Annotated in this window: 12 protein-coding genes; 11 read left to right on the top strand and 1 reads right to left on the bottom strand. The window is 64.1% G+C overall.

Annotation, left to right across the window (positions count from 1 at the left end):
• Position 1 precedes the first annotated feature (1 nt).
• On the bottom strand, positions 2 to 1,834 hold the full coding sequence (locus tag IPP90_12730; GenBank protein ID MBL0171573.1) for an Ig-like domain-containing protein: 1,833 nt from the start codon (positions 1,832 to 1,834) through the stop codon (positions 2 to 4).
• 99 nt (positions 1,835 to 1,933) lie between these two features.
• Here IPP90_12730 and IPP90_12725 point away from each other — a divergent pair, with 99 nt between their 5' ends.
• The 11 genes from IPP90_12725 to IPP90_12675 all read left to right on the top strand — a co-directional run bounded on the left by IPP90_12725 (position 1,934) and on the right by IPP90_12675 (position 13,996).
• Positions 1,934 to 3,250: an insulinase family protein gene (locus tag IPP90_12725; GenBank protein MBL0171572.1), complete on the top strand. Its 1,317-nt coding sequence runs from the start codon at positions 1,934 to 1,936 to the stop codon at positions 3,248 to 3,250.
• The gene (locus tag IPP90_12720; GenBank protein ID MBL0171571.1) at positions 3,247 to 4,683 is read left to right on the top strand and encodes an insulinase family protein; all 1,437 of its coding nucleotides are present in this window, start codon (positions 3,247 to 3,249) and stop codon (positions 4,681 to 4,683) included. Before IPP90_12725 ends, IPP90_12720 begins: the two co-directional genes overlap by 4 nt.
• 80 nt (positions 4,684 to 4,763) lie before the next feature.
• Positions 4,764 to 5,351, top strand: coding sequence for an SET domain-containing protein-lysine N-methyltransferase (locus tag IPP90_12715; GenBank protein MBL0171570.1), 588 nt, complete (start codon positions 4,764 to 4,766; stop codon positions 5,349 to 5,351).
• A 104-nt stretch (positions 5,352 to 5,455) separates the two neighbouring features.
• Positions 5,456 to 5,893, top strand: a complete 438-nt coding sequence (locus IPP90_12710) for an NUDIX hydrolase (GenBank protein ID MBL0171569.1) — start codon at positions 5,456 to 5,458, stop codon at positions 5,891 to 5,893.
• 287 nt (positions 5,894 to 6,180) lie between these two features.
• Complete coding sequence (locus IPP90_12705; protein MBL0171568.1) at positions 6,181 to 6,822, top strand: sigma-70 family RNA polymerase sigma factor; 642 nt, start codon at positions 6,181 to 6,183, stop codon at positions 6,820 to 6,822.
• Positions 6,823 to 7,016: 194 nt separating this feature from the next.
• Positions 7,017 to 7,649 carry a hypothetical protein gene (locus IPP90_12700; protein ID MBL0171567.1) on the top strand — a complete coding sequence of 211 codons (633 nt, stop codon included), beginning with the start codon at positions 7,017 to 7,019 and terminating at the stop codon, positions 7,647 to 7,649.
• Positions 7,650 to 7,700: 51 nt separating this feature from the next.
• Positions 7,701 to 8,840, top strand: coding sequence for a DNA polymerase III subunit delta (gene holA, locus IPP90_12695; GenBank protein ID MBL0171566.1), 1,140 nt, complete (start codon positions 7,701 to 7,703; stop codon positions 8,838 to 8,840).
• Positions 8,837 to 9,721, top strand: coding sequence for an SPOR domain-containing protein (locus IPP90_12690; protein MBL0171565.1), 885 nt, complete (start codon positions 8,837 to 8,839; stop codon positions 9,719 to 9,721). Before holA ends, IPP90_12690 begins: the two co-directional genes overlap by 4 nt.
• Positions 9,718 to 12,474, top strand: a complete 2,757-nt coding sequence (gene mutS / locus IPP90_12685) for a DNA mismatch repair protein MutS (protein MBL0171564.1) — start codon at positions 9,718 to 9,720, stop codon at positions 12,472 to 12,474. The genes IPP90_12690 and mutS overlap by 4 nt, the downstream gene beginning before the upstream one ends.
• Before the next feature lie 23 nt (positions 12,475 to 12,497).
• A complete protein-coding gene (gene mug / locus IPP90_12680) occupies positions 12,498 to 13,088 on the top strand; it encodes a G/U mismatch-specific DNA glycosylase (protein ID MBL0171563.1) in 591 nt (196 codons plus the stop codon).
• A gap of 47 nt (positions 13,089 to 13,135) precedes the next feature.
• Positions 13,136 to 13,996, top strand: a complete 861-nt coding sequence (locus IPP90_12675; protein MBL0171562.1) for a glutaminyl-peptide cyclotransferase — start codon at positions 13,136 to 13,138, stop codon at positions 13,994 to 13,996.
• The last annotated feature ends 1 nt before the right edge of the window (position 13,997 follow it).

Here is a 13,997-nt window from a genome sequence, read left to right as displayed (position 1 = left end):
GTTACGGTGTACGTCGCGGAATCACCTTGACCACGCGACCGTCCTTGTCAACGCCAAGCAACTCCGAACGCAGTTCGTCGTTGAACAGCGCCGGCGTCTCGAATCCCGACGGCGGAAATCCCTGCAGAATCGGCGATGAAATGGAATAAGGATCGGCCGCGTTCATGTTGACGAGGTATCCGAGATCCTGCATCGACGCGGCGGTGACCCGGCTCAACGGCATCCCGCCGACTTTCGCGAAGCCCTGCATGAGTTCGCGGCCGAACACGTTTTCGCGCCAGTGGGCGTCACGGGTGCCAACCGGATACTGGTTGCCTTCCACCGGCACTGGATTGCCGGAGAACGTCACTGTATTGATGGCGGCAAACGCGGCCCGCGCGGAGGCGCCGGTGAAATACGGCGCGGCGGTCCCCGCATCAGTCAACAATGAACGACCCACCGTCCAGAACGTGCCGACACCAAGCACGTGCCCCATCTCATGCAACACGACATCGCCAAAGGTGCCGTTGGCCAATACGTTCGTGAGGTCGGCCTCGTCGAACTCCATGATGCCCGTGATCGGCAGGTTATCGACCGTGCTGTAGATACACGGTCCGGCCCGCGCGAGAATCTGACCGGCGCCATCAATGGCGCCAATGCGCGCGAAGATCACCACGTCGTTGACGGTTTCGCTGATGGCTGGCGCCCACGACACACAGGTGCCCGCCGGGCGTGAAATCGCCACGTTGTGCACATGACCGACAATCACCCGCCGCCATTTGGACGCGGCCGCGATGAATGCCTGTCGCACTTGCGGCGTGCCACCGTCACCGACGAATCGCACATCGATGTCGAATGCCGTCTCGACCGCGGTGGCGGTGAACGTGACAGACTTGGCGGGGATGGACGAACTGGTGGCCACCAATGATTGCGTTGGCGCGCTGCCCAGCACCCAACTGCCGACGAAGGCCGTGCCACTGGCCGGATCGGTAAGCACCGTGGCGTTGGAGACGGTTCCGGAGTTGGCGTTCGGGGTGAACGTCACGGGGATATTCCCGACCGGATTGTTGAATGCATCGACCACGCGCACACCTGGCGGTGTGCCAATAGCCACACCACTCACGCCTTCCTGATTGTCTCCTGCGGCCTTCACCAGATCCGCAGGCGGGCCGGCCAGCGCCGTGGCGACAAAACCGGCCGGCGAGGCAGTGGCTGATGTCGCGCGGGCAATCTGCTGGCCGATGCCGGTGCCCAGCTTCCACGAACCTGCCGTGGCAACGCCACTTTGATTGGTGGTTTGCTGTTCTCCGGTGATGGTGCCACCGCCGGAGGCCACGATGAACAGAATGGGCACGCCGGGCACCACATTGCCGAATGCGTCTTCGGCTCGCGTTGACGGCGGCTGCGCCACGTTCGTGTTGACGGTCGCGTCCTGGGTGCTTGGCCCGACGCGGATAAGACTGGCCGCCGGTCCGGGTCCCACTTGCGCGGTAAATGTGACTAACGGCACGCCGTCGGCCGAGGCGGTGAGTGTTTGCGTACCCGTGACGGTGCCGAAACTCCATCCACTGGACAACGCGACACCCGACGCGTCGGTAAGCGAGGAGTCGGTGATGACCACGCCGCTGTTGGTGCCCACGCGCCAGCGCACGCGCAGTCCCTTGATGCCAACGCCCTTGGCGTCAAGGATCTGCACCTTGGGTTCGGGCACCGCGAGCGTGGCGACCACGCCGTTGACTTGCAGCGTGCTGCCTCCCGTTGGGCTGAACGTGGTGGGCACTGGCGGACCATCACCACCACCGCACGCTTGCAGGGCGAACGCCATCGCCATCCCGCGGACAAAGCGAAACGCCATGCTGTGAGAACTCGTTCGAAGCATTCCGGAGAAAGTCAAAGGAAAGAACGCGAAGCCCTAGGGTTACCGCTTTGCTGCGTTGGCTACCAATATTGTCTGATGCGCATTCCCGTCGAGAGCTACCGCCTCCCGAATGGCCTGCACGTGGTGCTCTCGAAAGATCACACGGCACCCATCGTTGCGGTCAACCTGTGGTACCACGTCGGCTCGGCCAATGAACGGCTGGAGCGGACCGGCTTTGCCCACCTGTTCGAACATATGCTGTTTCAGGGATCGGAACAGGTGGCAGCCAACGAACACTTCGAACTGGTGCAGCGTGCCGGCGGCACGCTGAACGGGTCGACCTGGCTGGATCGGACCAACTATTACGAAACGCTGCCTTCCAACCAACTGGCCCTGGCCCTCTGGCTGGAAGCCGATCGGATGGGGCGCTTCCTCCCCGGATTGACACAGCAGAAGCTGGATACCCAACGCGATGTGGTGAAAAACGAACGGCGCTGGTCGGTGGATAACCAGCCGTACGGCACCTGGTGGGAAAAACTGCCGGCGCTCTGTTTTCCCGAGCAGCACCCCTTCCATCACTCGCTGATCGGTTCGATGGAACACCTGTCGGACGCGTCCCTGGAGGATGTGGCCGACTTCTTCCGCACGTATTACACCCCGGACAACGCGGTGTTGACCATTGCCGGCGATCTCGATCGGGCCGAGGCGATCCGTTTGGTTGATGCGTATTTCGGCCCCATCCCGCAAGGCGCGCCGCGCCCCCCGCTGCGGGACATGACAGTGTCGGCCACCTTTGGAACGACGCTTCGCGAGGTGGTGACCGACGCGGTGGCGCTGCCCCGACTGTTCGTGGCCTGCCGCACGCCCGTCTTCGGCAGTGACGGCTACTACGCGGCCAGCCTGGCGTCGGCAATTCTGGGACTTCGCACCGGCAGTCGGTTGGAGCAGTCATTGGTGCGCACACAACGGGTGGCGTCGCAGGCCAGCGCGTTCACGTATGATCTGGCCAAGGGCAGCGACCTGCTGATTGTCGATGCCACCGCCCATGGTGACGTGTCGGCCGAGCAACTCGAGGCGGCCGTGTTGGCGGAACTCGATCGCATTCACGAGCACGGGGTCACCGAAACAGAAGTCGCGCGCGCGCGCGCGCTGATCGAGACGAGTTTCGTGACCGGATTGCAGTCTGCGGCCGAGCGCGCCGATCAGTTGTCGCGGTTCGCGACCTATTTTGGCGACCCGAGTCTCGCCAACGATCAAGTGGCTCGCTATCAGGCGGTCACCGCCGCTGATGTGTCCAGGCTGACACGCGAGCGACTGGGGCCCGACAATCGGGCCGTGCTGTTGTACCTGCCGGCTCCGGTTGACGATGTTGATGCGGATTTGGCGGTTGCTGACGCTGCGGTGATCGCGTGAACGCCGAACTCATGAAGTCCCCTGCACTGCCGCCCGCCCCGTCCCGTCCCGGCCCCGGCACGCCGCGCCCGTATCGCTTTCCGCACTTCGAATCGCGCGTGCTCCCGAACGGGCTGCGCATTCTGGTGGCGCCCATTCACGCCTATCCGGTGGTGACGATTCTGGCCGTCATCGAGGCTGGTGCCACGCGCGATCCGAGAAATTGCGAGGGCGTTGCCCAACTGGCCACGCGCGCGCTCAACGAAGGCACGCGCACCATGTCGTCGCTGGAGTTGGCGCAGCGGCTGGAGATGCTGGGCAGCACGCTCGACACGGGGGCCGATTGGGATTCGGCGATTGTGCAACTGACGGCACTCGCGTCACGGGTGGATGACGGATTCTCGGTGTTGGCCGAGGTGCTGCGCGAACCGGCGTTCCCAGAGCACGAACTTGAACGGTTGCGCGCCGAACGACTCTCCGATCTGGCGCAGTTGCGCGCGGAACCCCGCGGGTTGGCCGACGTGTTCTTCTCGCGATTGTTGTACGCCCCGGCCTCGCGCTTTGCGCGACTGGCGGGTGGCGATGAGGCCAGCATTGCGCGCGTGACCCGCGACCGTATCACCGCGTATCACGCGGCGTTCTACCGGCCGAGTGCCACGGCGTTGATCATCGCCGGAGACATCACGGTTGACGAAGCGGTGCGCCAGACGTCGCGGTGCTTTGGTGACTGGAGCGGTGCGGCCGCGCCGGCGTCGGAACCCGTCGATAGCCAACGCTTTGACAATGCGCGCGTCCATATTGTCCACAAGGCCGACGCGCCGCAGTCGGAGTTGCGCGTGGGTCATGTGGCCGTGCCGCGCTCGCACGAGGACTACTTCCCGTTGGTGGTGATGAACGCGATTCTCGGGGGGTTGTTCTCGTCCCGGCTCAATCTCAACCTGCGCGAGGAGCACGCGTACACCTACGGCGCGCATTCGGCGTTCGACTGGCGACGCGCAGCGAGTCCGTTCGAGATCTCGACCGCCGTGGAAACCGCCGTGACGGCCGATGCCCTGCGTGAAATCATGACGGAGTTCACGCGTATTCGTGAAGCGCCGGTCACCGAGGCGGAGCTGTCGTTGGCGACGAGTTACCTGATTGGCGTTTTCCCGATTCGCTTCGAGTCGACGGCCGCCGTGGCCGGCGGGTTGGCCAACGTGGAAATTTTCGGACTACCCGGCGACTACTTCGACACCTATCGCGATCGGGTGCGCGCGGTGACGGCGGACGATGTGCTGCGAGTGGCAAACACGCATCTCGATCCGACACGACTGCAGGCGGTGGTGGTGGGCGATGCGGGCGCCATCCGCGAGTCGCTGGCCGCGCTTGGCGTTGGACCCGTGACCGTGTACGATCCGTCCGAGCCGGACGTAGCGACGGACGTTCCGGTCGAGCCGTCGGCCAGCCATTCCTGATCTGTCTGCCCCCTTATCCGCATCCAGTGCCCGCGAAGAAGACCAGCCGTAGCGTCAAGAAATCCCAGCCCCTGTACGAAGTGCGTCGTTCCCGCATTCAAGGACGCGGCGCGTTTGCCCTCCGTCCCATTCGCACCGGTCAGCGCGTGGACGAATACATCGGCCAGCGCATTTCCCACGAAGAGGCCGATCGTCGGTACGACGACAACAACGGACGTCATCACACCTTTCTGTTCGTGCTCGATGACGACATCGTGCTGGACGCGCGCTATGGCGGGAGCGACGCGCGCTTTCTGAATCACGCGTGTGATCCGAACTGCGAGTCGGTGATCGAGAACGACCGCGTCTGGATCAAGGCCATCAAGCCGATCAAGCCGGAGACGGAGCTCGTCTACGACTATCGCTTCGAATGGCAGGACGACTTCGAGCCGGAAGACATTCGCTACTACGCCTGTCGCTGTGGCGCTGCCAAGTGCCGCGGTACGATTCTGCTGGTACCGCGCTACCTGAAATCGACCGTCAGGAAGTGGTTGGCCGGCGACGATGTGCCCAAGCCGCGGAAGCCTCGGAAGAAGACGGCCAAGAAGAGCTCGCTGGGGCATCCTCACGTGGCCGAGCGGCGCGCCACCAAAGTGAAGAAGCGGGTGACCAAGAAGGCGGGGCGGTGACCGGGCCAGGTCAGGTATCCAGCACCCGCGCCTATCAGGGACGCGTGATTTCCCTGGATATCGACGAGGTCCGTTTTCCCGATGGCTCTATCGGCTCTCTGGAGATGGTCCGGCACCCGGGCGCAAGTGCCGTGGTGCCCTTGCTGGATGCGGACGCCGATGACCCGCAGGTCTTGTTGATACGCCAGTACCGCTACGCCGCGGACGGTTATCTTTATGAAATCCCGGCAGGCCGATTGGACGCCGGGGAATCCCCATTGCAATGCGCGCATCGCGAACTGTCCGAGGAAACCGGATACCGTGCTGAACGTGTCGAACACTTGTTCACCATGTACACGACGCCGGGCTTCACCGACGAGAAGATCCACCTTTTTCTCGCCACGGGGCTTACGGCCGGAGAATCACACCGGGAAGCCGACGAATTCATGGAGTTGGTGCCAACCAAGCTGTCACGGGCACTGTCCATGATTGAACAGGGCGAAATCCAGGATGCCAAAACGGCGCTGGCTTTGCTCTACGCGGCTGGATTTCGACTCGGCTGAGCTCGCTTGCGGCTAGGGTAGTGTCCTCGAAGAGTGTCCACTTTCCGGGAACACAATCCAAAACCGGTTGAGCGTCGTAGATGGTGACGAGCGGCACGGAACTCGTAAGCCCTTTCTCCGTAAGTATTTGGAGAATTTGGTTCCAAAGAGTTCCGTGGGGTTCCCCGCGGCACGAGGCGTGCCTGATAGGTGGGAGCGTGGCGAGATGAGCTGCCGGAACGACCGGTGACACTTTCGCTGACGCCGTGGACCTTGGTTCACGTCACTGCAGGAGGAGGGCTCGACTGATGGCCGAACTTGCTCGTACGCTCACAACCCCGCTCACCCAGTCCGTGTCAGTGCGCGAGCACCTGCGCTCACTGGACGACGGCGAGGTGGTGTCCGCGTTCCTCGGTGGTGAGGAACGTGCGTTTGAAGAGCTGGTCGACCGGTATCAGGGGCGGCTGCTGAACTTCGTGTACCGCACCATCGGCGACCGCGACCGCGCGGAGGACCTGGTACAGGAAGTCTTCATCCGCGTCTATCGACACATCGGTCGATTCGATCGCTCGAAGAAGTTCTCGACCTGGATCTACACGATCGCCTCGAATCTGGCGAAGAACGAGCTGCGCAATCGGTCGCGCAATCCGCTCGTACTCTTCCAGACCATCAAGGCGAAGTTCGAGGACGACGAGCGGCCGCTGCAGTTCGAGGACGTGCATACCCGCCCCGACGACCTGTTCCGCAAGCGACACCTGCGGGAAATGGTCGAGCAGTCGGTCTCCCAACTACCGTCGCATCATCGCGAAGTGTTCGTGCTGCGGGAGTTGGAAGGCAAGTCGTACGAGGAGATCGCCGAGATTACCGGCGTGAATCTGGGTACGGTGAAGTCGCGCCTCAACCGCGCGCGGACAGCCTTCGCGGATATCATCGCGCCACTGGTCCGCTAGGCGGCCCCGGGTCTCGCCAGATACGGCGAGCATCCCAGAAGTCGGAAAACCCCTCGCCGGGATTGCCTCGGCGGGGGGTTGCGCGTATCGGTACTGTAAGCGATCGCAGGAACCGCGTTCCCCCCAGCGGGTATCCTGCCGTGCGAGCCTCGCGGGACTTCCCTGTCAGGCACGTACGTCCCGAACCAGAACCGATGACGCAGTTGGTGGCTCCGATGGACTGTCGCAATTTCCGCAAACATCACCTGTCGTATCTCGACGATACGCTGTCAGGCGACCAGATGGCCGCTGCCCAGCGCCACATCCTCGCTTGCGACCGATGTGCGGCTCATGACACGATGGTCCGTCGATCCCTGATGGTGGCTCGGAGCATGCCCTCTATTGAGCCGTCGACGGGGTTTCAGGAGCGGTTGCAGGCGCGGCTGGCGGAATGCCGTCAGGAGCGCGTCGCACAGGAGAGTGCGCCGGATGCACGGGCGGGATCGGATCGCCGAGCGGCCGATCGCCGCCGCGATATCGAGCTGATGCCGTTCCCGGGATACCAGTCCGGATGGCGCTCGCCCCGCATGATGGTGGCGATTGCCGCCAGTGCCGTGATCGGCGTACTGGTGTGGCGCGGTGCCCTGCCGGAGGAGGCCCCGTTGATCGCCATGGAGCCAGTGATAGCCACCGAACCGGTTCGCCCGGAAATCCGGTATGTGTCCCCGGCGTTACTTCAGGCCATGGCGACCGGGAGTCCGATCTGGCCGGCGGCGGTGCTGATCGACGAAATGCCGTCACCGTTCGTGAATGTCGATTACTCGATGATGCTGGACGGTCGGCCGTAGTCCTGCGGTTCATGCGTTCCGGTGATGGTGCCGGACAACGTATCTTAGGTCATGCCGCCCCGCGCCGAGCGTTCGACCACGTCCCGTGAAGCCTCCCCGCAGCGCACGGTCTTAGCCGCCATTCAGTCGCGGACATTCGCACCCGTGTATTACCTGTACGGCGACGATGACTACCTGAAGGACGTCGCGGTGCGGGATCTGCTGGACGCCGCCATCGATCCGTCCACCCGCGATTTCAACTGCGAGATTCGCCGTGGTGGCGATCTGGACGCGGAATCGGTGAGCAGTCTGCTGGCCACGCCGCCGATGCTGGCCGAGCGACGCGCCGTGGTGTTGCGCGACGTGACGGCGCTCAAGAAGGCGGCGCGCGGGCAACTCGATCGGTATCTCGCCCGCCCGGCCAGCGACACGTTGCTGGTGCTCACCAGCCTGGCCGGAACCAAGCCCGACGCGGCGCTGCTCGGTGCGTCAACCGCGCTGGAGTTCGCACCGTTGACACCGGAGCGCGTGCGCAAATGGATTTCGCATCATGCGTCGACCACGCTGTCGGTTGGCATCAGCGAGGATGCCGGCGAACTGCTGCAGCAGGCAGTGGGCAACGATCTGCAGCTGCTGGCCGCAGAACTCGACAAGTGCGCGAGCTATGCGTTGGGGGCGCACGAGCGCGATCACCGTGACACCGGGATTTCGACGGAGGCACCTCCCGTCATCGATGCCGACGCGGTCACCGCCGTGGTCGGCGTGCGTCGTGGTGAAACCGTCACCGATTTGCTGGATGCCGTGGCCCGACAGGATGCCGCGGCGGCGATCACGCTGGTGTCGCACGTGCTCGGGCAACCGAAAGTGACGGCGGTGCAAGTGGTGATGATGCTCAGCACGCAGGCGTTTGCCCTGGCCTTTGGCCGGGCCCGTCGCGACGCGGGTACACCCACCAATCGTTTGCCGACGGAATATTTCGCGTTCCTGAAAGAAGCCGGTGGCTATCCGGGACGCCCGTGGGGCGAGGCGGCTTCCGCGTGGACCAAGGTGACCGACCAGTGGAGTGCCGCAGCGTGTGCGCGCGCGCTGGCGTTGTTGCTGGAAGCGGACATCGCCCTCAAGGAGACCACGGTGTCGAATGCCGAACAGACGATGATGTCGCTGGTGTTGTCGTTGTGCGCGCTGCGCACCCGTCGCCGGAGTGCGGCGTGATACGCCGCGCGCTGCGTCCGTCGCTGGTGTGTCTCGTATGGCTGCTGGTGAGCGCCGGAGTGGTGCGGGCACAGACGTCGGCTGGTGTCACGTCGGCAGTAGGTCGCGCGCGAGGCCTGATGGATGCTGGTGACGGTGCGAAGGCGCGCACGCTGCTTGACTCATTGGTGGCGCACACCGACCCCTCCTCGGATGACATGGCGGAAGCCCTCTACTGGCGCGCCGTGCTGAGCGAACGGGTGGCCGACGGCGAACGCGACTGGAAGCGCCTGGTGGTGGATGCGCCATTGTCGCCGCGCGTTCCGGAAGCATTGCTGAGACTGGGGGAGCTGGAAATCCTGCGCGGGCGACCGGCGGTGGCACGCGCCCACTACGAACGGATCCTGCGGGATTTCTCCGAGTCGCCGCAGCGACCGAAGGCGATGATCCAAGTGGTGCGCAGCTATTTCGAAGAACGGGATATTCTGCATGCGTGCGAGTCAGTGACCGCGTTGCGCGGTGTAACAATTCCCGAAGGGGAGCTGCGGTTGCAGGCGAACGATTTGCAGCTGCGATGTGCAGCAGCGGCAGCGACCGCGGCGGGCGGGACAGCCAACGGCGTTGCAGTGCCGACACCGGCCGTTACGACGCCAGCGCCGGCAGCGGCCGTCTCCGCAGCCACCGTTTTCAGTGTGCAGTTGGCGGCCTACGACACGCGCGCGCAAGCCACGGCATTGGTGAAGCGCCTCGCGACGCGCGGCGTGAAGGCGCGGGTGGATGGCGAGCGGAAACCATTTCGCGTGCGCGTGGGACGCTATGAGACGCGCGCGGAGGCGGCCGCGATGCTGACGCGTCTCAAGAAACAGGGGCAGCGCGGTTTCGTGGCGGAGCTCGGTCGATGAGTGGTGCGGCGACGCCGCTGATGCAGCAGTACCGGGAGATCAAGGCGCGTCATCAGGACGCGATCCTGTTTTTCCGCATGGGCGATTTCTACGAGATGTTCTACGACGACGCGGAAACGGCGTCGCGCGTACTGGGGCTCACGCTGACCGCGCGCAACAACGGCGGGGCGGCCGAAGTGCCGCTGGCCGGAATTCCCGTCAAGGCGGCAGCGGAGTATCTCCGTCGGCTGGTTGGACAGGGACATCGCGTGGCGGTTTGCGAGCAAGTGGAAGATCCGAAGCTCGCGAAAGGGCTGGTGAAGCGCGAAGTGATTGAAACGATCACGCCGGGCGCCGTCTTTGCCGACGACTTGCTGGATGGCGCGCGGGCGAACTACGTGTGCGCCATTGCCACCGGGCGCGACACGGCGCGGGATGGCGATCGCGCGCACATCGGCATTGCCGCCGCCGACTTGTCCACCGGCGAATTGCGACTGGCCATCGTGTCCGCGTCGGATGCACCGGCCGTATTGGCTCGGCTTGCGCCGCGTGAGTTGCTGGTGGTGCGTGGTGGCTCTGATGAAACCATGGCCCGTGCGTTACTGGTGGCTGATCGGGCACTGGTGACGGAGCGCGAACCCTGGGAGTTCGACGCGCAGATGGCGGCCGATGAACTCACGCGACAGTTCGACGTGCGCGGACTGGATGGCTTCGGGCTGGGCGCGAGCGATGGTGCGGCCATCGGCGCGGCCGGCGCGCTGTTGCGGTATCTGCGTGAATTGCAGCCCAGTGGATTGCCGCATCTGGCGCGACCGATCGTGGAGCGGCCCGGTGGCGTGATGCCGCTGGATGAAATGACGCGTCGCAATCTCGAGTTGGTGGAATCACTGCGCGGCGGCGAGGTGGCCGGTACGCTGCTGTCGGTGCTCGACCGCACGGTCACGCCGATGGGTCAACGGTTACTGCGACAGTGGTTGCTGGCACCGCTCATGGACCGTGCGGCCATCGAACAGCGCCTGGACGCCGTGACGGTGCTGGTGCGTGACGCGGTGGGGCGCGCTTCACTGCGCGAGGCGTTGGACGGTGTGCGCGACATCGACCGTCTGGCCAGCAAGGCGGCGGCGGGTCGGGCGACACCACGTGAATTGCGCGCGCTGGGTGATTCGTTGGCGCGCCTACCACGCGTGGCGCAGGCAGCGCGTGGCGTGCGGGATCATGTACGCGATAGCATACGCGATAGCATACGCGATAGCACCACCACGGGCGGTGTGTTGGCGCAGTTGTTGGCCGAGTGGGACGACGGAGCAGACTGCGCGGAACGATTGACGCACATGCTGGTGGAGCGCCCGCCGCTGACGATTGGCGATGAAGACACCATTGCGCCGGGTATCGACGGCGAGCTGGACGAGTTGCGCGCGCTGCGTGATGGCGGAAAGGACGCGATTGCCACGATTCAGGCAGACGAGCGCGCCCGCACCGGCATTTCGTCACTCAAGGTGGGATTCAACCGCGTGTTCGGGTACTACCTGGAAATCTCGAACGCCAACAAGCATCTGGTGCCCGACGACTATCAGCGTCGCCAGACGTTGACCGGTGCCGAACGATATGTGACGCCAGCGCTCAAGTCGTACGAGGAGAAGGTGCTCACGGCGGCTGATCGCATCGAGACGCGCGAACGCGAACTGTTTGAAGCGTTGCGTCGTGAAGCGGGGCAGGCGATTGCCCGCTGGCAAGCCGTGGCGCGACGCGTGGCGACGATCGATGTGCTGGGCGCCTTTGCGGACGTGGCCGAACGCGAGCAGTACACGCGTCCCGACTTGCATGATGACTTCGATCTGGAAATCACGGCGGGTCGGCATCCCGTGGTTGAGCGCATGATGGCGCGCGAGAAGTTCATTCCCAATGATCTCGTGCTGACCGAGGGCGCGCGACTGATCGTGCTGACCGGACCCAATATGGCCGGCAAGAGCACGATTTTGCGGCAGATCGGCCTGATTCAACTGCTGGCGCAGGTGGGCGCGTATGTGCCGGCGCGTCACGCGCGACTGCCGGTGGTGGACCGCCTGTTCACGCGCGTGGGCGCCAGCGACAACCTGGTGCGCGGCCAAAGCACCTTCATGGTGGAGATGAGCGAAACGAGCGCCATCCTGCACACCGCGACGGCGCGGTCGTTGGTGTTGCTGGATGAAATCGGTCGTGGGACCAGTACGTATGATGGCGTATCCATCGCGTGGAGTGTGAGCGAACATCTGCACGATGCGATTGGCTGCAAGACCGTGTTCGCCACGCACTATCATGAATTGACCCAACTGGCCAACGAACTGCCGGCGGTGCGCAACTTCACAGTGGCGGTGCGCGAGGTGGGCGATCAGGTGTTGTTCCTGCACAAGCTGATCCCCGGGGGAGCCGACCGCAGTTATGGCATCGAGGTGGGTCGATTGGCGGGCTTGCCGGCGGCGGTGATTGCCCGTGCCAAGGAAGTGCTGGCGTTGCTGGAAGGCGAAGGCGAGCAAATGGCGGCGCGCCTGACCACTGAAACGCATGCGGCGCCACGCAGTGCCACGCGCCGTGGACCGCACATGGTGCGACCTGGTATGCCCACCGCGCAGCTGGGATTCTTTGGCGACGCCGCACCGCCCGCTGATCCGGCCATGACGCGTCTCGCTGATGCCGTAACGGCGCTTGAGCCGGACAACATGACACCGATGCAGGCGTTGACGGCGATTGCCGCGCTGAAAGGGGAGCTGGCCGCGGGGAAGACGGCCAAGCCGTGAGTGTGTCGTCAGCGATCTCCACGATGGGTGCACCGAAGAAGCCAACGAAAGCCGAACTGGCCGCCGCTGTTGATCGCACCGTGCCAGATCTTATTGCGCCGGATTTGCGTGTGCTGTTCTGCGGCATCAATCCCGGCCTGTATACCGCGGCATTGGGACATCATTTCGGACGACCGGGCAATCGCTTCTGGCCGGCGCTGCACGGCGCGGGCTTTACACCACGACAATTCGCCCCGTGGGAAGAGCGCGAACTGCTCCCTCTTGGCATCGGCATCACGAACATGGTGTCGCGTACCACAGCTACCGCCGCGGAGTTGACAGCGGCTGAGTACGTGGCGGGTGGTGAACGCTTGCGGGCGATGGCGACGCAATACCATCCGCGCGTCATTGCGTTTCTGGGGATCGGCGCCTATCGCGTGGCGTTTGCGCGACCCAAGGCCCTGTTGGGTCTGCAGACCGATGGGCTTGGCGAGACCGCGCTGTGGGTGCTGCCCAGCCCCAGCGGACTCAATGCCAATCATCAGTTGGGCGATCTGGTGGCGCTGCTCCGTGCACTTCGCGGGTGGGTCGAGACGCACGCGCACCCGTTACCCTCAGCGACCCGCTCGCAGTAGCTTCCAGTCTCGCCGCCCGCATCTCTCAGTTCACGCCCGAGCGTTTCATGGCCATCCTGTCCGCAATGCGTCGTTCCCGTACCGCTGCCGTGGCGGTGTTACTGGCCACGGTCGGGTTCATCGCCACGGCGGGTGCCTTCGGCGCATGTGGCAAGGAGGTGCCAGCTGCCGACAGTGCGGTGGTTTCGGATTCCACGACGCCCGCGCGCACACCGACGTACGCCTTTGAGGTGGTCGCGACCTATCCACACGATCCGGGCGCGTTCACCGAGGGGTTGTTCATTCATGACGGCCGATTGTTCGAGAGCACCGGTGAAATCGGCACGTCGAGCATTCGCGAGGTTGATCTCGTGTCCGGTCGTGTGCTGCGCAAGCGCGACCTGCCCAAGCCGTACTTCGGCGAAGGCATCGTGATTATTGGTGATGTGCTCTATGAACTGACCTGGAAAGACGGCAAGGCGTTCATGTTCGACTGGAAGACGTTTGCCCCCAAGGGCGAGTTCGCGTACGAGGGCGAAGGATGGGCCCTCACCACCGACGGGACCTCGCTGATCATGAGCGATGGTACACCCACCATTCGGTGGCGCGATCCGAAGACGTTTGCCGTGCAGAAGAGTCTTACCGTCACCGATCACGGCACGGACGTCACGCAGCTCAATGAGCTGGAATGGATCAAGGGCGAACTGTGGGCCAACGTGTGGCAGAGCGACCAGATCGCGCGCATCGATCCCAAGACTGGCCAGGTGGTCGGTTGGATCGACTTGTCCGGGATTTTGCCCGCAATGGATCGAGCAGGCAAGGAAGATGTACTGAACGGCATCGCCTACGACGCCGCCAAGGATCGCTACTTCGTGACCGGCAAGTACTGGCCGAAGCTGTTTGAGATCCGGCTCAAGCGAAGGAGTTGAA

This window comes from Gemmatimonadaceae bacterium (assembly GCA_016720905.1).
Classification (GTDB): Bacteria; Gemmatimonadota; Gemmatimonadetes; order Gemmatimonadales; family Gemmatimonadaceae; genus Gemmatimonas.
Note: the sequence above shows the minus strand (reverse complement) of the source record. Positions and strands in the feature narration are given on the sequence as shown.